This is a genomic window from Streptomyces sp. I05A-00742 (genome assembly GCF_013055795.1).
Taxonomy (GTDB): domain Bacteria; phylum Actinomycetota; class Actinomycetes; order Streptomycetales; family Streptomycetaceae; genus Streptomyces.
This window is the reverse complement of the sequence record NZ_JABETO010000010.1, coordinates 18,108-36,710: the sequence shown is the minus strand read 5'-3', so window position 1 is coordinate 36,710 and position 18,603 is coordinate 18,108. Positions and strand designations below refer to the sequence as shown.

General features: G+C 73.4%; 14 protein-coding genes and 1 tRNA gene. 8 read left to right on the top strand and 7 right to left on the bottom strand.

Annotated elements, in window-relative coordinates; all coding sequences use genetic code 11:
* Positions 1 to 49: 49 nt before the first annotated feature.
* Positions 50 to 526 (top strand): DUF5994 family protein, encoded by a 477-nt coding sequence (locus HN013_RS12345; RefSeq protein ID WP_171166137.1) that lies wholly within the window; start codon positions 50 to 52, stop codon positions 524 to 526.
* A gap of 225 nt (positions 527 to 751) precedes the next feature.
* On the opposite strand, the gene HN013_RS12340 is transcribed toward HN013_RS12345, so the two are convergent.
* Positions 752 to 824: transfer RNA gene (locus tag HN013_RS12340), tRNA-Arg, on the bottom strand.
* A gap of 305 nt (positions 825 to 1,129) precedes the next feature.
* On the opposite strand from HN013_RS12340, the gene HN013_RS12335 reads away from it, so the two are divergent.
* The 7 genes from HN013_RS12335 to HN013_RS12305 all read left to right on the top strand — a co-directional run bounded on the left by HN013_RS12335 (position 1,130) and on the right by HN013_RS12305 (position 10,360).
* Positions 1,130 to 2,752, top strand: coding sequence for a dynamin family protein (locus HN013_RS12335; protein WP_171166273.1), 1,623 nt, complete (start codon positions 1,130 to 1,132; stop codon positions 2,750 to 2,752).
* Entirely contained in the window at positions 2,749 to 4,716 is a 1,968-nt protein-coding gene (locus HN013_RS12330) for a GTPase (RefSeq protein ID WP_171166136.1), read from the top strand. Before HN013_RS12335 ends, HN013_RS12330 begins: the two co-directional genes overlap by 4 nt.
* 246 nt (positions 4,717 to 4,962) lie before the next feature.
* Entirely contained in the window at positions 4,963 to 5,598 is a 636-nt protein-coding gene (locus HN013_RS12325; RefSeq protein ID WP_171166135.1) for a single-stranded DNA-binding protein, read from the top strand.
* A 238-nt stretch (positions 5,599 to 5,836) separates the two neighbouring features.
* On the top strand, positions 5,837 to 7,339 hold the full coding sequence (locus tag HN013_RS12320; RefSeq protein WP_171166134.1) for a Cys-Gln thioester bond-forming surface protein: 1,503 nt from the start codon (positions 5,837 to 5,839) through the stop codon (positions 7,337 to 7,339).
* A gap of 143 nt (positions 7,340 to 7,482) precedes the next feature.
* Positions 7,483 to 9,147 carry an energy-dependent translational throttle protein EttA gene (ettA, locus tag HN013_RS12315; RefSeq protein WP_171166133.1) on the top strand — a complete coding sequence of 555 codons (1,665 nt, stop codon included), beginning with the start codon at positions 7,483 to 7,485 and terminating at the stop codon, positions 9,145 to 9,147.
* 2 nt (positions 9,148 to 9,149) lie between these two features.
* Positions 9,150 to 9,614 carry a thioesterase family protein gene (locus HN013_RS12310; protein ID WP_171166132.1) on the top strand — a complete coding sequence of 155 codons (465 nt, stop codon included), beginning with the start codon at positions 9,150 to 9,152 and terminating at the stop codon, positions 9,612 to 9,614.
* A complete protein-coding gene (locus HN013_RS12305) occupies positions 9,611 to 10,360 on the top strand; it encodes a hypothetical protein (RefSeq protein WP_171166131.1) in 750 nt (249 codons plus the stop codon). Before HN013_RS12310 ends, HN013_RS12305 begins: the two co-directional genes overlap by 4 nt.
* Positions 10,361 to 10,539: 179 nt before the next feature.
* Here the strand turns inward: HN013_RS12305 and HN013_RS12300 are convergent, their stop codons facing one another.
* The 6 genes from HN013_RS12300 to HN013_RS12275 all read right to left on the bottom strand — a co-directional run bounded on the left by HN013_RS12300 (position 10,540) and on the right by HN013_RS12275 (position 18,464).
* Positions 10,540 to 10,944 (bottom strand): globin, encoded by a 405-nt coding sequence (locus HN013_RS12300; RefSeq protein ID WP_171166130.1) that lies wholly within the window; start codon positions 10,942 to 10,944, stop codon positions 10,540 to 10,542.
* Between the two features lie 75 nt (positions 10,945 to 11,019).
* Complete coding sequence (locus HN013_RS12295) at positions 11,020 to 11,934, bottom strand: FHA domain-containing protein (RefSeq protein WP_171166129.1); 915 nt, start codon at positions 11,932 to 11,934, stop codon at positions 11,020 to 11,022.
* Positions 11,935 to 12,004: 70 nt separating this feature from the next.
* On the bottom strand, positions 12,005 to 13,330 hold the full coding sequence (locus tag HN013_RS12290; protein WP_171166128.1) for a VWA domain-containing protein: 1,326 nt from the start codon (positions 13,328 to 13,330) through the stop codon (positions 12,005 to 12,007).
* Between the two features lie 113 nt (positions 13,331 to 13,443).
* Complete coding sequence (locus tag HN013_RS12285) at positions 13,444 to 14,628, bottom strand: protein phosphatase 2C domain-containing protein (RefSeq protein WP_171166127.1); 1,185 nt, start codon at positions 14,626 to 14,628, stop codon at positions 13,444 to 13,446.
* A gap of 3 nt (positions 14,629 to 14,631) precedes the next feature.
* Positions 14,632 to 17,139 carry a serine/threonine-protein kinase gene (locus HN013_RS12280; protein ID WP_171166126.1) on the bottom strand — a complete coding sequence of 836 codons (2,508 nt, stop codon included), beginning with the start codon at positions 17,137 to 17,139 and terminating at the stop codon, positions 14,632 to 14,634.
* Complete coding sequence (locus HN013_RS12275; RefSeq protein ID WP_171166125.1) at positions 17,136 to 18,464, bottom strand: hypothetical protein; 1,329 nt, start codon at positions 18,462 to 18,464, stop codon at positions 17,136 to 17,138. The genes HN013_RS12280 and HN013_RS12275 overlap by 4 nt, the downstream gene beginning before the upstream one ends.
* Positions 18,465 to 18,603 lie beyond the last annotated feature (139 nt).

Sequence of the window (18,603 nt, the reverse complement as noted above, 5' to 3'; positions counted from 1 at the left end):
GAACGCGCCGAATCCTCGGGCCGAACCCTCGGAGACAGGCGAGCACACCATGGCCGATCCCGACACCCCCCGCCTCCCCAAGCTCCTGCCGGACGCGATGCACCACGCCGTCAAACCCGGCACGGCCCTCCTGCGGCTGGAGACCACCCCAGAGCGCGGAGGAATCCTCGACGGCGCCTGGTGGCCCCGCTCCCACGACATCGCCACCGAGCTCCCCGGCCTCATCACCGCCCTGACCGAGCACCTCGGCCCCATCACCCGCGTCGGCCTCGACGCCGGCGCCTGGGAAGAGCTCCCCACCCGCTTGACCGTCGACGACCGAGTGGTCCACCTCGACTCCTTCCCCGTCAGCGACGACACCGTCCTCATCACCCGCGGGGACAACGACCACTTCTCCCTCCTCGTCGTCCCACCCGACACACCCCCCGACGCGGCCCGCACCGCAATGGCCAGAGCCGTACAGGCCGACAACACGACCGAGGCCCAGCAAATCCTCATCGACACGGGCACCACCCGGGAGAGCTGACCGACGCGTAGGCTCGGTGCGGGCGGTGGTTGGCTGCGCGGGCGGGCAACGCCGTTGCTTCGGGCGCCAGGAGGCGCAGGTCAGGGAGCGTGGTCCCCGCGCACGCGGGGGTGGTCCTGCTTGGGACGGCGTGGCCGTCGCCAACACCACATGGTCCCCGCGCACGCGGGGGACGGTCGGGAAGCGCCAACAAAAAGACCCTCCCAACGGGAGGGTCTAGCGATGCGCCCCCGGCAGGACTCGAACCTGCGGCCAAGCGCTTAGAAGGCGCCTGCTCTATCCACTGAGCTACGGGGGCCGGTATGTGGCGGTGTCGCGGACGGCTGAAGCCCCGGGCTCGGTGGTGCCGTGACCTTGCCGGGGACAAGGATAGGGCTCCGCGTACCTCGTCCCGGTTGCTTCACCTCCGTGACACGATGTGGAGGTTCGGTGAAGCGGTCCTGATAATCGCAGGCGGGTGCGAATCATGCACCGTTTTTGACGCCTCGTGCGGCGGGTGTTGTGTACTCGTTATGCCGGGGCCCCATTCGCCACGCCTCACGCGGTAGGGGCTATACGCTTCAAAAACACATCAGAATTGGGCATTCTGCACATGTGGCGACCTTGGACGTACGGCCCCGGCTGCTCGACGCGCTGTCCGCACTGCGTGACCGTGTCGACGCCGCACGGTTTCCGCTCCCCCTTCCCGGCGCGGTGCGCGCACGTCGCAACCGGGCCGAGCTCTTGGCGCAGCTGGACGACTACCTGGTGCCGCGGTTGTGCGCCCCTGAGGCGCCGCTGCTGGCCGTGGTCGGGGGGTCGACGGGGGCGGGTAAGTCCACGCTGGTGAACTCGCTGGTGGGGCGGCGGGTGACGGAGGCGGGGGTGTTGCGGCCGACGACGCATGTGCCGGTGCTTGTCTGCCATCCGGAGGATCATCACTGGTTCGCCGGGCCGCGGGTGCTGCCCGCGCTGCGGAGGGTGCGGGTGCCGGCGCGGGACGGACTGCTGGAGGACGTCCCCCTCGATGTGACCCCAACGGGGGACGAGGATGACGAGCGGCCGGGGCTGCGGATCGAGACGGACCGGGCGCTGCCCCGGGGGCTCGCCCTGCTGGATGCCCCCGACATCGATTCGCTCGTGGCGCGCAACCGGGAGCTGGCGGCGCAGCTGATCTGTGCGGCGGACGTCTGGGTGCTGGTCACGACGGCCACCCGGTACGCGGACGCCGTCCCCTGGCATCTGCTGCGCGCGGCCAAGGAGTACGACGTCACCCTCGTGACCGTGGTGGACCGGGTGCCGCACCAGGTCACGGGCGAGGTGGCGCGGCAGTTCGGGGCGCTGCTGGAGGCGGCGGGGCTGGGGGACGTGCCGCGGTTCACCATTCCGGAGCTGCCCGAGTCGGTGGCCGGCGGGAGCGGGCTGTTGCCGGTCACGGCCGTCGCGGGGCTGCGGGCCTGGCTCATCCAGCGGGCCCAGGACCCCGCCTCGCGCACGGTGGCCCGGGCCCGTACGGCCAACGGGGTGCTGGCCTCGCTCGGCTCGCGGCTGCCGGGGCTCGCCGGGGCGGCGGCGGGGCAGCACTCCGCCGCGGTGCGGCTGCTCCAGCGGGTCGAGGACGCCTACGCGCGGGCCGCGGACCGGGTGCGGCGCGACGCGGCGGCGGGGGAGGCGCTGGCGGGCGACGCGCTCACGCACTGGCGGGGTCACCCGCGGGACAGTACGTCGGACGAGCTGCTCACCGCGCTCACCAACGCCTTCGTCGCCCTTCTGACCTGCGCCGTGGACGCCGCCGACGAGGAGATCGCCACCGCCTGCGCCGGTGACCCGGCCGCGGGGGCGGCGCTGGCACCGCGCGACGCGGAGGGCGTCGTCGCCCGGACCGGGGTGGCCGTGCGCTACTGGCGGCGCTGTCTGGAGGAGCTGGCGGAGGAGGAGGTACGGGAGGTGCGCAGCCTCGAACGCGGTTCCGTCGCCGACGCGGACCGGGTGGCCGCGCTGCTGGCCGCGGCGCTGCTGGGCGGCCGCCGGGCGCACTCCGCCGGGGAGGCCCTCGCCGAGACGCTCGGCGCGCAGAGCGCGCTGCGGCTGCGCGAGCGCGGCGGCGCGATGCTCGGCACGTGCATGGAACGTGTGCTGGACACGGAGCGGGACCGCAGGACCGCCCCCCTGGAAGCCCTCGATGTGACCCCGGACCAGCAGGTCGAACTCATCGCCGCCCTGTCCGTGCTGCAGAAGGAAAGGTGACCGCGGTGCACTCCGCCGACAGCCGTCGCGGGCCGGGGAAGCCGCCCGCCTCCGACACCGTGGACCGTTCCTGGGACGACGGACTGATCGCGCGCCGCGCGCGTCCGGAGCGGACCGGGGAGGACAGGGCGCAGCAGGGACAACGGGAGCGTGCGGCCGTCGCCGCGCGCCCCGCGCCGAGCGCCGCGACCGCGCTGGGCGGCACGCTGGTCTCCCGGCTCGACGCCCTGCGCGAGCTGGTCGGGCTGTCCCGGGCGAGGCTCGACGGCCGTACGCTCGCCGAGGCCGGCCGGGTGCTGGAGGAGGCGGCCGCCCGGCAGCGGCACTCGCTCGACCTGACGGTCGTGGCGATCGCCGGGTCGACCGGAAGCGGCAAGTCCACTCTCTTCAACGCCCTTGCCCGGGCCCAGCTCTCCGAGGCCGGCGTGCGCAGGCCGACGACCGCGGCCCCCGTCGCCTGCGCCTGGACGGACCGGGCGGACGGGCTGCTGGACCGGCTCGGGATCCCGGCCAGGTCGCGCCGGCAGCCGCCGCGCCCGTCCGACCCGGCGTTCGGCGGGCTCGTCCTGCTCGACCTGCCGGACCACGACTCGGCGGCGCCCGGACACCGGGAGCAGGTGGACCGGCTGCTGGAGCTGGTCGACGCGGTGATCTGGGTGGTGGACCCGGAGAAGTACGCGGACGCGGTGCTGCACGAGCGGTACCTGCGGCCGCTGGCGGGCTACGCGGAGGTCACCTTCGTCGTCCTCAACCAGCTCGACCGGCTCTCCGGGGACGCGGCGGACCAGGTCCTGGACGACCTCCGCCGGCTGCTGGACGAGGACGGGCTGGCGCTCGGCGAGCACGGCGAGCCCGGGGCGGCGGTGCTGGCCCTGTCGGCGCTGACCGGGGAGGGGGTCGGGGAACTGCGGGAGGTGCTGGGCCAGTTCGTCACCCGCCGGAGCGCGGCCGAACTGCGGCTCACCGCCGATGTGGACGGTGCCTCGGCGCGCCTGCGCCCCGTCTATGTGGCGGAGGGGCGGCCGGGGCTGACGGACGGGACGCGGCGGGACTTCGAGGACCGGCTGGCGGAGGCGGTCGGCGCCCGTGCCTCCGGGCTGCGCGCCGAGCGGACCTGGCTGCGGGGCGCCGAACGGGCCTGCGGAACGGTGTGGGGCCGGGCCTGGCGCCACCACCGGCGGGCCCGCGACCGACAGTCCGGCGGGACCGGTGCGTTCGGTGTGACGGAGGTGGCGCCGCGCCAACGGCGGACGGCGTCCCGTCCCCTGGTCGAGCAGGCCGTGCGCACGCTCGTCCACGAGGCCTCCGCCGGACTGCCCGAACCGTGGTCCCTGGCAGTCCGCGAGGCGGCGACCGCCGGCGCGGACGGACTGCCCGAGGCCCTGGACGAGGCCGGCGCGGCGGTGTCGCTCCCGTCCGCGCGCCCCGGCGGCTGGCGCACGGGGGCCCGGCGGCGTCCGCCCGCCCCCGACGGTGCCGGGGAGGCGGGTTCGGGCGAGGGCCCGGAGAGGGCAGGTGACCGGCGTACGGGCGGGTGGCGCACCGGTGGACGGCGTACGGGCGGGCGGCGTACGGGCGTCGGGCGGACGCGCGGGGGCGGCGCGCCGCGGCTGGTCCGGCCCCGTTGGTGGGCCCTGGCCACGGCCGCCCAGGTGACGCTGGTCCTGCTGCAACTGTTCGGCGTGGTGTGGCTCATGGCGGTGCTCTGCGGAGGGTCGGACGCCGCGTGGTGGGTGCCCGGCGGGCTCACGGTGGGATGCGCGGCGGGCGCGCCGCTGCTGTCCTGGGGCTGCCGGATGGCGGCCCGGGGGCCCGCGCGGGGGTACGGGCTCGAAACGGAACGCCGGCTGCGGAGCGCCGCTGCGGCCTGCGGGCGGGAACGGGTGCTGGAACCCGTGGCCGCCGAACTGCTCCGCTACCGGGAGGTGCGGGCCCAGTACGTGGTGGCCGCCGGGGAAGGGTGAGCGGTCCCGTACTTTCTCGCGTCACTTTTCGCGTCGCCGGTGAGGCGTGACGGGCGCTGGGGTGACTCGTGAGGTCGCGGGGGCACGCGTGGACTCCTGTGGGTGACGCCTTTGTTCCGGATGGCGATGCGTTGTCCACAGGCTTCCCCGGCGTCGCTTCGGCCCGGGCACCATGAGGTCACGGGCGGTGCCGCCGCCCGTGCGGGGCCGCGGTGCGGCCTCGTCGGGAACGGGGGAGGGAACGCGATGAACGAGACGCTGGTGACGGTCGTGGGCAATGTGGCGACGCAGCCCGACTTCCGGGAAGCGGCGAACGGGGCCGCCGTCTCGCGCTTCCGGCTCGCGGCGACGGTGCGCCGCTGGGACCGGGGGCGGGAGGAATGGGCGGACGCGTACACGAGCTTCTACTCGGTGTGGGCGTGGCGGGCCCTCGCCGGCAATGTGGTCGCCTCGGTCTCGGTCGGCGAACCGCTCATCGTGCAGGGGAAATTGAGAATCACCACCCAGGAGCGGGACGGGAAACGGTGGACGTCCGCGGACATCGACGCGGTGTCGATCGGGCACGATCTCGCGCGGGGCACCTCGGCGTTCCGCAGGGTGTCGCCGGTCCGGCCGCTGCCGGTGGAGCCGGTCCGCATGGCGGGCGCGGCGGGGAGGGCGGTCGCCGACGTGGAGGCGGCGCGGATGAGCGCGGTCGTGGGAGGTGCGGTTCCGGGGGGTCTGGTCGGGACCGCGGGAGTCGGGGCCGCGGAGGTCGGGGCCGCAGAGGTCGCTGGTGTCGCACGGGTCGCCGAGGGCAGCACCCGGGGGGAGTCTGTCGGGGTTTCCGGGGGGAGCGCCATGGGTACCGTTGATGGCTCGTCGGTGGCAACCGGTGCGTGAAGCGCGGGATTTGTCCGGGTGATTTGTCGATAAACCCGGACTGAACGCCTGCTTCCGATAACGATTCCGATTCGGATCGGTCGCCCGAAAGGCCTGCGTGACCTTCGTGTCGCGCCCGCTCCATAAGATCCCCCACACGTACCAACGGGGTCTGGTGCCTGCTGAATTGCCCGGCGTGTCGCGTGATGCCCCGCGCGTGATGCCCCGCGACGGCTCGCGCGCGCCCGAAAGGAAATCCATGAGCTCTGCAAGGAGGCGGGGCGCCGTACGCTCCGCCGCGGCCGTTCTCGCGTGGGCCCTGGCCGTGGCCGGTGCGACGGCCGCCGCGGCCGACACGGGAACCACCGCGCCGGACGAGGTGCCGCAGCACGCGGGCGGTGTCAGCGCGGTGCTCGGCGGCGAGATGCCCGCCAAGTCCGGGGCGCACGTCAAGAAGGGGCGGACGTCCACCCCCGTCACGGCCGGGCTGTTCGAGATGAAGGTCGACGGCGGCGGGACGGTGCAGACCTACTGCGTCGACGCCGACACCGCCACCGTCAACGGGGCGAAGTACAAGGAGGTGGGCTGGAGCGAGTCCTCGCTCCAGCACAACCGGAACGCGGGAAAGATCCGGTGGATCCTCCAGAACTCCTACCCGCAGGTCGACGACCTCGCCGCGCTCGCCGAGAAGTCCGGGTCCGGCACTCTCGACCCCGGTCTGGCCGCGGCCGGCACCCAGGTCGCCATCTGGCGCTACTCGGACGGCGCGGCCGTCGAGGCCGACAACCCCGCGGCGGAGAAACTCGCCGACTACCTCTACAAGAACGCCGAGGACCTGGGGGAGCCCAAGGCCTCCCTCGCGCTCGACCAGCTCGCGGTCTCGGGCCGGTCCGGCGGGAGGATGGGACCCGTCACCGTCCGCACCAACGCGGACAGCGTCACCGTCACGCCCTCCGGCGAGGCCGCCGCCCGGAACATACGGATCGTCGACAAGGCGGGCAAGCCCGTCACCACCACGGCCAACGGCGGGCAGCTCTTCTTCGACGTCCCCGCCGGGACACCGGCCGGGGCCGCGGGGCTCACGGCGACGGCCAACACCCAGGTGCCGGTCGGCCGCGCGTTCACCGGCGACCGCGTCCGCACGCAGACGATGATCCTGGCCGGCTCCAGCCGGAGCACCGCCACGGCGGGCGTCGCCGCCGCGTGGGTGGAGAAGGGGGCCGCGCCGGCGGTGTCCGCCAGGAAGAACTGTGCCAAGGGGGGTATCGACGTCACCCTCGGCAACAAGGGCGACAAGCCGTACGCCTTCCGGATAGCGGGCGAGCCGCACACGGTCCGGCCGGGCGGCTCGGAGACGGTCCTGGTCAAGGTGGCCGAGGACCGGGCGTACCGGATCGACGTCACGGGGCCGGACGGGTTCGCCAGGACCCTGTCCGGGGTCCTGGACTGCCGGACCGGTGATTCCGCCGCCGTCGGGGGACTGGACACGCGCAGTACGACGGTCGTGGGCGCGTCACCGTCCCCCTCGGGCCCGGCGGGCAAGGGTTCCACGGGCGGCTCCGGGGGCACGGCGCGGTCGGACGGCGGCGGTGGATCCACGGGAGCGGTCGCGGGAGCGGCCGCCCGCCATGACCTGGCGGAGACGGGCAGCGGCGACGCCACGCCGACGGCCCTGGGCGTCGCGGGCGCCCTGGTCGTGGTCGGAGGCGCCACGGTGTTGCTGCTGCGACGGAGGAGGACGGCGAGCCCCGGCGACCAGTGACCGCCCGGTGCCGTGCGCCGACCCGGCCGTTCGCGCGTCATTCGCGTTTTCGTCAGGGGCCGCCGGTACGGCAAGATGGGTGTGTCTGCCCTCACGCGGCGGAGCCGCACATTGGCCCTTCACGATCTGCCGGACGGTTTCTCTTGGCTGAGTACATCTACACCATGCGCAAGACGCGCAAGGCGCACGGCGACAAGGTCATCCTCGATGACGTGACGCTGAGCTTCCTGCCCGGTGCGAAGATCGGTGTGGTCGGCCCGAACGGCGCCGGTAAGTCCACCGTCCTCAAGATCATGGCCGGTCTGGAGCAGCCCTCCAACGGTGACGCCTTCCTGTCGCCCGGCTACAGCGTCGGCATCCTGATGCAGGAGCCCGAGCTCGACGAGTCCAAGACGGTCCTGGAGAACGTGCAGGACGGCGTCGCCGAGACCAAGGGCAAGCTCGACCGGTTCAACGAGATCGCCGAGCTGATGGCGACCGACTACTCGGACGCCCTGCTGGAGGAGATGGGCAAGCTCCAGGAGGAGCTGGACCACGCCAACGCCTGGGACCTGGACGCCCAGCTGGAGCAGGCCATGGACGCCCTGGGCTGCCCCCCCGGCGACTGGCCGGTCGTCAACCTCTCCGGTGGTGAGAAGCGCCGCGTGGCCCTCTGCAAGCTGCTGCTGGAGGCCCCCGACCTGCTGCTCCTCGACGAGCCCACCAACCACCTCGACGCCGAGTCCGTCAACTGGCTGGAGCAGCACCTCGCCAAGTACGCGGGCACCGTCGTGGCGATCACCCACGACCGGTACTTCCTCGACAACGTCGCCGAGTGGATCCTGGAGCTCGACCGCGGCCGCGCCCACCCCTACGAGGGCAACTACTCCACCTACCTGGAGAACAAGGCCGCCCGTCTGAAGGTCGAGGGCCAGAAGGACGCCAAGCGGCAGAAGCGGCTCAAGGAAGAGCTGGAGTGGGTCCGCTCCAACGCCAAGGGCCGGCAGGCCAAGTCCAAGGCGCGTCTGGCCCGCTACGAGGAGATGGCCGCCGAGGCCGACAAGATGCGGAAGCTGGACTTCGAGGAGATCCAGATCCCGCCGGGCCCGCGCCTGGGCTCCGTCGTCGTCGAGGTCGAGAACCTCTCCAAGGCGTTCGGCGACAAGGTCCTCATCGACGACCTGTCCTTCACGCTGCCGCGCAACGGCATCGTCGGCGTCATCGGCCCGAACGGCGCCGGCAAGACGACCCTGTTCAAGATGATCCAGGGCCTGGAGAAGCCGGACTCCGGCTCCATCAAGGTCGGCGAGACCGTCAAGATCTCCTACGTCGACCAGAGCCGCGCCAACATCGACCCCAAGAAGACGCTGTGGGCCGTCGTCTCCGACGAGCTGGACTACATCAACGTCGGCCAGGTCGAGATGCCGTCGCGCGCCTACGTCTCGGCCTTCGGCTTCAAGGGCCCGGACCAGCAGAAGCCGGCCGGTGTGCTCTCCGGTGGTGAGCGCAACCGCCTCAACCTGGCGCTGACCCTCAAGCAGGGCGGCAACCTGCTGCTCCTCGACGAGCCGACCAACGACCTCGACGTCGAGACCCTGTCCTCGCTGGAGAACGCGCTGCTGGACTTCCCCGGCGCGGCCGTGGTCGTCTCCCACGACCGCTGGTTCCTCGACCGCGTCGCCACGCACATCCTGGCGTACGAGGGCGACTCCAAGTGGTTCTGGTTCGAGGGCAACTTCGAGTCGTACGAGAAGAACAAGATCGAGCGGCTCGGCCCGGACGCGGCGCGTCCGCACCGCGCTTCCTACAAGAAGCTGACCCGGGGCTGACCGTGGCGCGCCGTACCTACTCCTGCCCGCTGCGCTGGTCCGACATGGACGCCTTCGGCCATGTCAACAACGCGGTCTTCCTGCGCTACCTGGAGGAGGCCCGGATCGACTTCCTCTTCGGTTCGGAGTTCGGGAAGGGGGACCACTCCTTCTCGGACGGGTCCGTCGTGGCCCGCCACGAGATCGACTACCTGCGGCCGCTCGTCCACCGGCCCGAGCCGGTGGTCATCGAGAGCTGGGTGACCCATATCTCCCGTGCCTCGCTGACCATGGCGTACGAGGTCAAGGACGAGGAGCGGGTCTACGCACGGGCGTCGACGGTCGTCGTACCGATAGACCGGGAGACGGGCCGGCCTCGGCGCATCACCGACGCCGAGCGGGAGCTGCTGGCGGCGTTCCGGGACGACGCCGTCGAGGCCGTCGAGGCCGTCGAGGGGGAGGCCGTCGAGGGGGCCGTCGCCGTATGACGGCCTCCCCGGCCCCCTCCTCGCAGCCTCCGCACGGGCGGTGGCTGCGGTTCGCCGATGCCCGGGAGGCGGCCGACCTGGCCGCCTTCCTGGCCCGGCTGATCCATTACGACCGGGCGGCGGCGGTCCGGCTCCAGGCGGCCGGGGGAGTGCTCGGTGTCTTCGGGCGTCCGCCCTCGTTCGAGGTGCTCGTTATCCGTACGGCGCGGCTGGCGGATGAGGGTGCCCTCGATGTGACGGTGTCGGCGGGGCAGCTTGCCGATGCGCTCGACGCGGGTGCCGTTGTCGGGGGTGGCGGGCTCGATGTCGCCGTCCCCGAGGCTGTCACCGGGCCGCCCTGGGCCGGGGTGCTCCCGCCGCGCGGTGGGTGGCAGCGGGTTGCCGGGTTGCCGTCGGTGGACGAGGTGCGCCGCGCCGTGGTGGCGGCGGTCGGGGAGTTCCGGGCGCGTGATGAGGCGCTGCCCGAGCAGAGGCGGAATCGGGCCGAGCGGGATCGTATCGGGCGGGAGATCTGGTCGCGGACGCTCGGGGGGACGGGGTTGCCGCTTCGGGCGGTGCATGCGGCTCAGGCGCTTGGGTTTTTGCGGGTTGTGCGGGTGCCTGCCGCTGTGGCCGCGGAGGGCTTCCGGGCTCCCGAGGCTTTGGCGCTCTTCGCCGTTGGCGGGTGGTTGCGGTTGCGGACGCCGTATGGGTCCGTTGCTGTGCGGACGGGGGGCGTTTCGGGGCTCACGGTCACGCCTGCGTGACGTGGAGGGTGCCCCGGACCCGCCCTTTCACCGTTTCCCGGGGCTCTGCCCCGGACCCCGTGAAAGCGGCTTCGCCGCTTGTCCTCAAACGCCGGACGGGCTGAAAGCCCCCCGCACCCCCGAGCGCGCCTGCGGCGCGCGTCCTCAAGCGCCGGACGGGCTGGGTGTGCCCTACGGGCTCAGTCGGCCGTGTTGATCATCGACGCCGCCGCATACGTCAGATACCGCCACAGCTCCTCCTCATGCTCCCGCGACAGCCCCAGCGAGTCCACCGCGTCCCGCATGTGCCGCAGCCACGCGTCGTGGGCGGCGCGGTCGACGGTGAAGGGGGCGTGGCGCATGCGGAGCCTGGGGTGGCCGCGGTTTTCGCTGTAGGTGCGGGGGCCGCCCCAGTACTGCATGAGGAAGAGGGCCATGCGGTCCTCGGCGGGGCCGAGGTCGTCCTCGGGGTACATCGGGCGCAGCAGCGGGTCCTCGGCCACGCCCTCGTAGAAGCGGTGGGACAGGCGCCGGAAGGTCTCCTCGCCGCCGACCTGCTCGTAGAAGGACTGCTCCGGAAGCGTGCCGCGCCGAATCTCATTCACCCTTCCATGGTCGCAGACGCACCGGCCGAGGACTCCCGGCGTAGGACTCCCTTCCGGCCGCCGCCGGCCCGCCGCTCACCCCCGCCGGACGGTGATCGTCGTCCAGGCGCCGACGTGGACCCGGTCGCCGTCGTGGAGGGGGACGGGGACGTAGGGCTGGATCGGGTCCTCGGAACCGTTGATCGTCGTGCCGTTGGTGGAGTCCTGGTCGACCACGGCCCAGCTGCCGTCGGGCTGCTCGACCAGTACGGCGTGCTGGTGGGAGACGCCGGGGTCCTCCGGCGGGCGGGAGAGGTCGATGTCGGGGGACTCGCCGGTGCTGTGGCGGCGGCGGCCGATGGTGACCTGGGGGCCGGTGAGCCGGCACTGCTGCTCGGGTGAGTAGGCGGGCAGGTTGAGGCCGGCGGCCTCGGGGCCGCTGCGGTTCATCATCGACCGGAAATAGTCGCGGTCGGGCGCTATGACCGCGACCCAGCCGGTGGGGGGCGCCGGTGCGGCGGACTGCGGTCCCTGGTCGTAGGCGTAGGGGTTGTCGGGGGCGGCGGGCGGGGGCAGCATCCAGTCGCCGTCGCCGTCGAGCCCCGGTGAGGTGTGCTGTTGCGGTACGAGCGGTTCCGCCGGGCGGTTGATCCGGGACGGGCGGGAGCCGTGGTAGTCGAAGGTGTGCGGCGGGGCGGGCTGCGGCGGCGGGGGAGGGGCGGACTGGAACCCCTGGGGCTGCGGCGGTGCCACGTACGGGGAGGCGGCCCGCGTCAGGAAGTTGTACGCGCACTCCTCGCAGAAGGGCGCCTGCGCCTCGCGGGGCGTGCGGCACTGCGGGCACAGCTCCGCCTGCATGGTGGCCTCGGCGGTGGCACCGGGATAGGCCGGCGGCGGCGGTGGAGGCGGGGGAACGGAACCCGTGGGCGCGGAGACCCCGGACATCCGGTGGCCGCACACCTCGCACCAGTCGTCGGCCACCGACTGGTGACCGTTCGGGCAGGTCGGCATGTCGGTCGTTCCCCCTCTTGCGCCGTTTCCGGTGTTCCCATGACCTTGCGGTGCTCGTCCGGCCGGCGTGCTACTTCTTCACCCGGACCGTCTTGGTCGAGCGTGTTTCCAGCGTCTTCTCCGCCTCGGCCGAGACCTTGGCCTTCAGCCGCACAGTACCGTTGACCGCGTCCACCACGTCCACCACCTTGGCCAGCAGCTTCGCGGTGTCCTCGTTGCCCGAGCGGTTGGCGAGCTGGACGGCCCGGCCGAGCTTCGCCGTGGCGCCGTCCAGGTCCCCCGACTTGCGGAGCTCCAGGCCCTGTTGGATGACCTGGGCCAGTTCGGCCTGGCCGGTGTAGTGGGCGACCTGCGGGTTGATGGTGGTGGAGGCGGCGAGGTCGTCCGTCCACAGGGCCCGGACCAGGCCCTGGGCGAGCGTCTCCGGCGCCGAGCCGTCGCGGGAGGGCCGGACGAGCGAGGCGCGGGCGGCCAGCATCTCCCGGCCGACGCCGGCGTCGGGCACCCGGACGCATACGTGGTAGTCGCGGGACTCGTCGCCCCAGGAGCCGGTGGGGTAGTCACCGGCGCGGGGACCGGCCTCGGTCCTGCGGTCCGTCAGCTCCCGCACCACCGGGGCGACCTGCTTGACGAACTGCACCTCGGCGCCCTGCGGGGTCCACAGCCGGAGGGAGACGTCGGCGAGCTCCTTGCCCATCACGTTCTCCATCATCCCGGTGAAGTCCGAGGCGAGCCCCGCCGGATCGGCGACGATGTCGGCGCTCCCCAGCAGGGCCGAGGCTATGCCGGTGACCTCCTTGACCTCCCAGTCAGTCCCCACGCCCCGTGCGTCACAGGTGAACCGTCCGGCACAGGCGTCCAGGGAGGCCCGCAGGGCGTCCGGCTCCTCGTGCTCGTTGCGGCCGTCGGTGAGCAGGATGCCGTGGCGTATGGAGGCGTCGGAGGAGGCCAGCAGCCGGTCGGCGAGGCGCAGCCAGGTGCCGATGGCGGTGCCGCCGCCGGGGCTCAGCTTGCGCAGCGCCTCCTTCGCCTGGGCGCGGGTGGTGGCATCGGCGACCGCGAGCCGGCCGACGCCGGGGTAGACCTCCTTGGCCTGGTGGGTGCCGGCCACCACGGCGAAGGAGACGCCGTCGCGCAGGACGTCGATCGCCGCCGCAGTGGCCTCGCGGGCATTGCGCATCTTGGTCGGCGGGTAGTCCATCGAGCCGGAACAGTCCACCATGATCACGACTGCCGTGTCGGGCGCGGAAGCGCCGGACACGCCGCCGCCCGTGCCGCCCCCGGTGGACGTGACGGTGACGATCGCGTTGACCTCGCGCCCGCCCTCGGGCAGGAACTCGTTCTGGTACACGTCGACCGCGAACCGCGGCACGTCCGGCTTGGACAAGTTCGACATCCGATCCGCTCCTTCGTACTCACCTGGTCACATGGCGACCGACGGACGGACGGGCACGCGCGGCGCCTCCCCCGGCACCTGCGCGCGGATCCCCCCCCCGTGACGCTCGGGCGTCAGGCCGTTCCCCCCTCCGACGGCCGGGCGGGGAACGGCAGTACCGCAACGGTTACGTTGTCGTGGCCCCCGCCGTCAAGGGCGTAGCCGACGAGACGGCGCGCGGTCTCCAGGGGGCGCTCGCGGGCGTCGGAGGGGATGACGGCCGCCATCTGCTCGGCGGTCTCGGCGTAGTTCCACAGGCCGTCGGTGCAGACGACGACGACACCGGGCCGGTCCGGGTGGAAGGCCGCGGTGTGCGGCTCCACCTCGTAGGCGTCCGCGCCGAGCCAGCCGGTGATGGCGTGGGCCCGCTCGTCCGCGTACGCCTCGGCCTCGGAGAGCAGCCCGGCGGCCACCATCTGGGCGGCCCAGGAGTCGTCCTCGGTGAGCCGGGCGGGCTGGGTGGACCGGTCGTCGGGGACCCAGTAGGCGCGGCTGTCGCCGACCCAGCCGACGGTCAGCAGCTCGCCGGTGATGACCGCGCTGACGATGGTGCAGGCCGGGGCGTTCTCCTGGTGGTGCTCGCGGGGCCGCCGGTGGCCCGCGGCGGCCAGGGCGTTGACGGCCTCGGCGGCGTCGAGGATCGCCCGGTGGGTGGCCTCCCTCGGGGACGTGCCCGTTGTGACGGCGGCCTCCAGGGAGGCCAGGGCGCCGCTGCTGGCGGCGGCCGACGCCTCGTCGGACCGGGCCGCGGACGACACGCCGTCGCAGACGACGGCGAGCACGGCGGGGCTGCCGTCCGGGAGGGCCGTGGTGGACACCGCGTAGGCGTCCTCGTTGCGGTGGTGGCGCAGGCCGCGGTCGCTGACCGCCGCGACGCCTGTCGTCTCGTGCTCCATGTGATCCCGTTCGCGCGGCTGTGCATGCCCGCAGTGCTCGCAGTACCCGTCGTCGTCGATCATGCCGGACCCGCAGGCCCCGCAGGGGCGCCGGCGGCCTGCCGCGCCGGTCGCGTCGTGGCCGCCCTGCACCGGGACGGCCGGCGTCCCGGGCGGGGCCAGCCGGTAGTCGTCCGGATCCCGGTAGCGGGCGGCCCGCTGCCGGGACTCCCCGGCCGTGCCGCCCGGACCGGCAGGACCGGCCGCCGCAGGGGCCGCCGAGAGGTCCGCCCCGCACCCGCCGCAGAAGTTGTCTGCGGGGTCCAGCGGCTCATGGCAGACGGGACAGGCCGTCAGCTGTGCGGATTGCGGCAGTTGCGACATCGATCACACCCAGGTCCTGGGGCGGAAACGGTTGGCCCGCTCCACCAGTTCGATCCGTTCCTCGCCGCGCTGGGCGAGGCGCGCGAGCACACGGTACGAGCGTTCCAGCCCGAAGCGCAGGCTCCGCTCGTCCGTTCCGCCGCCGAGCAGGGTGACGCTCCGGCCGGACGCCACCGGGGCGCCCGCGCTGCCGGACAGCACCCAGTCCAGGGCGGTGCCCAGCACTTCCGTGGACAGCCGTTCACGGCGCACCGGGTCCAGGCCGGCCTCCGAGAGCCGCTCCACCTGCCCGGCGGCGGCCGTCAGATCGTCCAGCAGATGCTCATGGGGCGAGCGCCGCCGCAGCCGGGCGCGGACCGCCGCGACCCGGGCCGCCGTGAAGTGGATGGAGGACTCCGGCACGGACTCCAGCGTCCCGACCGCTCCCGGCCGGTCCCCGGCCGCGAGCCGGACCCGGGCCAGCCCGAAGCCGGCGCTGACATAGCTGGGGTCGGTGCTCCAGACCAGGCGGTAGTACTCGGCGGCGTTGTCGAGCTGGCCCAGCACCTCCGCGCAGACGCCGAGGGCCAGCTTGGGGGCCGGCTCGCCCGGGAACGCGTCGTAGACGGCGTCGAAGGAGAGCGCGGCGGTCTCCTTGTCGCCGGTGACGAGCGCGTGCAGCCCGCGGTACCAGACGATCCGCCAGTCGTCGGGGTACTCGGCCTCCAGGGAGGCCATCGCCTTGGCGGCGTGGACGAGTTCGCCGAGCTCCAGCTGGGTGCGGAAGCGGCGCAGCCGCAGCTCCAGCGAGTTGACGGGAGCGGCCTGGAGCGCCGTGTACATCTCGGCGGGCTGCGAGGAGAGCAGGCCGGCCAGGAAACCGGCGTTGGGGTCGGACGGGTCGGCCATCGGGACGGGCAGCGCGAACGCGGCGGCCCGTACGTCGAGCGCGGCGACCGGCAGCGGACCGGACTGCGGCGCGGTGGCGACGGGCAGCGCCTTCCGGGGCGCCCGGGACAGGGCTCCGCGGGACGCGCGGGCGCCGAGCGCCGACGGGTCGTCCGTCTCCGTCTCGAACAGGACGGTGTCCACCACCCGTTGTTCGGGCCCGAACAGCGTGGACAGCGCGGGCCGGGGCTTGCCCGTCTGGAGCGCCACCACCTCCCGCAGCACGCCCGTGAGCTGCTCGGCCATCTCCTCGGCGGAGGAGAACCGGCGTGCCGGGTCGGGGTCGGTGGCCCGTACCAGCACCCGGTAGAACGACTCGTAGCGGCTGAAGACGTCGATGTTGTCCGGGTCGGGCAGGCTGTCGGCGAAGACGGTGGTGTAGCCCTGGAAGTCGAAGGTGAGGACGGCGAGCGTGCGCGCCACCGTGTACAGGTCGGAGGCGACGGACGGGCCGACTTCCGCGACCTCGGGGGCCTGGTAGCCGACGGTGCCGTAGATGGCGCTCTCGTCGTCGTCCATCCGCCGGACCGCGCCCATGTCGATCAGCTTGAGCTGGTCCTGCTGCTGTATCGCGTTGTCCACCTTGAAGTCGCAGTACAGCAGGTTGCGGCTGTGCAGGTGGCCCAGCGCCTCCAGGGCCTCGATGCCGTAGGCGCAGGCCTGCTCCACGGGCAGCGGGTCGCGCCGGCCGTCCGGCAGCCGCCGCTCGTTGGCGATGTCCTTGAGGGACTTGCCGCCGACGTACTCCATCACGATGTAGCCGTCGAGGCTGCCGGTCCGCTGGTCGAGGTGTTCGACGAAGTTGTAGATGCGGACGATGTTGGCGTGCTCGATCTCGGCCAGGAAGCGCCGCTCGGCCAGGGCGACCGCGAGCGCGTCCTCGTCACCGGTGTCGAGCAGGCCCTTGAGGACCACCCAGCGGTCGGAGACCGCGCGGTCCATCGCCAGGTAGATCCAGCCGAGGCCGCCGTGGGCCAGACAACCCGCCACCTCGTACTGCCCGTGCACCACGTCACCGGCCCGGAGCTTGGGGACGAACGAGTAGGGGTGGCCGCACTTGGTGCAGAACCCCTCGGTGCGCCCGGGGCGGTCGCCGCGCGAACGGCCCACCGGCTCCCCGCAGTCGCCCTTGCTGCAGAACCGCTTGCGCTCGGGGACCTCGGGGTTGTCCAGCACCGCCGCCTGCGGGTCGGGGCGCGGCACGCCCGGCATGCTGACCAGGCCGGCCCCGAGCTTGTTGCGGGCGGACGCGGAGGCGTTCGACCGCGAGCTGCGTACCGACACCGAGCGGGAGGGCGTGCCCTGTCCGCCGAGCGTCGAGCGCGAGAGCCGGCCGGAGACGGACCGGCGGGACGACGCGGAGCGCGCCGAGCGCGACGACCGGGCGGACCCCGTCGACGAGCGCGAACTGTGCGGCGCGGCGCCGGCGGCCATGCCGGTGGGCGGCGAGGAGATCGTGCCGGCGGGCGAGACGACCGGCGCGAGGCCGCAGGTGTCGCAGTACATCTCACCGCCGCCCACGTCTTCGTAGCCGCCGTCGCAGCCCGGCCGCTGGCAGGAGTTGGTGCCGTTGTCCCCGCTCATCTTTCCCCCCTGTGGTCATGGACGCTCCTGTCCCCGCTTCCGTTGCCCGACGGCGGGGCCAGGGCCCCGGCCACCGCCTGCTGGTAGCGCAGGACGGCCTGTTCGGCGGCCACCAGGTCGCAGGGGGCGCTCCACAGCATGCGGCGGGCGGCGTCGTACCGCTCCCCGAGGAACGGGTCCTCCGCCAGGCCGAGCCGGGCGGCCTTCGCCTTGTACGCGTCCAGCCGGCCGCGCAGTTCGGCCCGGACGGCCAGCGGCGCCGTGACCGCGGTGAGCGAGGCGCGGGCCCGCAGCAGCTCCTCCTCGGCGCGCTGTTCCAGGCTCTCCAGGAGCGGCGAGAGCCGGTGCCAGCGGGCGCGTCTGCGGTGGTCGGCGGCGGCGGACAGCTGCTCGTAGAGGGCGGTCGGCGGGCCGGAGACGGCCGGCACCTCGGAGGCGGCGATCTTGGACAGCACCTCCACGCGCGCCTGCCGGGCCTCCTCCAGGGTGCGGTCCGCGCGGGAGAGGACGTCGCGCACCCGCATCAGCCGCTGCTCGGCGTCCTGCCGCACGGTCAGGACGGCCTCGATCTCGCGCCGGACGTCCTCCAGGGCGCGGGCGGCGCGGTCGTAGCGCGTGGTGTCGGCGCGGCCGCCGCCCGGCGCGGAGCTCGGCGAGGCGCCGGTCCAGAAGGCCAGCGGGTCGGATATCACCTCGGACCGCAGGGCGGACAGCTCCCGGGTGATGTCCTCCAGGTCGTCGCCGGAGGGGTGCTCGCCGGGGCGGACGCCTACCGAGTGGGCCAGGGAGCGGGTGCGCCGCAGCTCGGCGGCCAGCAGGTCGATGCGGGCGGGGAGCGCGGACCAGACGGCGTCGGCGACGACGACCACGTCCAGGGCCTGCGCGTACCAGCCGTTCATCCGGTCGACGAGCTCCTGGAGGGTCAGCTGCTCGCTGAGCTTGACGGCCGCTCCCAGGGTGGCGATCCCGGTGGCCGGGTCGCCGCCCGGCAGGGTGACGCGGGCGCCGCGCAGCAGGTCGGTCAGCTCGGTCAGCTCGCCCTGGGTGGGCCAGCGGCGGCGGGAGCGCAGCTCGCGGGCTCTGGTGAGGGCGTCGGTGTAGGCGTCGAAGTACGCCCACAGCCGGTTGATCAGCTGCTCGGCGACCGCCCAGCGGGATCTGGTGACACCGGACAGCTCGGCGCCCTCCAGCAGGCGCCGGCCGGCGTGGTCCTGGAGGGCGAGCAGGGATGATTCGACGGCCTCGTGCTCCGCGCCGAGCCGCGCGAGCACGCGGTCGGCCTCCTCGCGGCTCAAGACCGGCCCGGTGGGCCCCGCGACCGCCATCGGTCCCCTCTCTGTCCGCGGCCCGCGCCGCTCCGTACCGGTGCTGTGCCGAGAGTCTGTCAGTTGCCCCGCAGGTGCGGCTTCCCCGTTATCGCCCTTCCCCCGCGTGTCCTTCGCGAGTCTCCCGTGTGTCCTTTCC

Coding starts and splice junctions, on each gene's coding strand:
- HN013_RS12345 (WP_171166137.1), top strand. CDS start 50: ATGGCCGATCCCGACACCCCCCGCCTCCCCAAGCTCCTGCCGGACGCG.
- HN013_RS12325 (WP_171166135.1), top strand. CDS start 4,963: ATGAACGAGACGCTGGTGACGGTCGTGGGCAATGTGGCGACGCAGCCC.
- HN013_RS12320 (WP_171166134.1), top strand. CDS start 5,837: ATGAGCTCTGCAAGGAGGCGGGGCGCCGTACGCTCCGCCGCGGCCGTT.
- HN013_RS12305 (WP_171166131.1), top strand. CDS start 9,611: ATGACGGCCTCCCCGGCCCCCTCCTCGCAGCCTCCGCACGGGCGGTGG.
- HN013_RS12295 (WP_171166129.1), bottom strand. CDS start 11,934: ATGCCGACCTGCCCGAACGGTCACCAGTCGGTGGCCGACGACTGGTGC.
- HN013_RS12290 (WP_171166128.1), bottom strand. CDS start 13,330: ATGTCGAACTTGTCCAAGCCGGACGTGCCGCGGTTCGCGGTCGACGTG.
- HN013_RS12285 (WP_171166127.1), bottom strand. CDS start 14,628: ATGTCGCAACTGCCGCAATCCGCACAGCTGACGGCCTGTCCCGTCTGC.
- HN013_RS12280 (WP_171166126.1), bottom strand. CDS start 17,139: ATGAGCGGGGACAACGGCACCAACTCCTGCCAGCGGCCGGGCTGCGAC.
- HN013_RS12275 (WP_171166125.1), bottom strand. CDS start 18,464: ATGGCGGTCGCGGGGCCCACCGGGCCGGTCTTGAGCCGCGAGGAGGCC.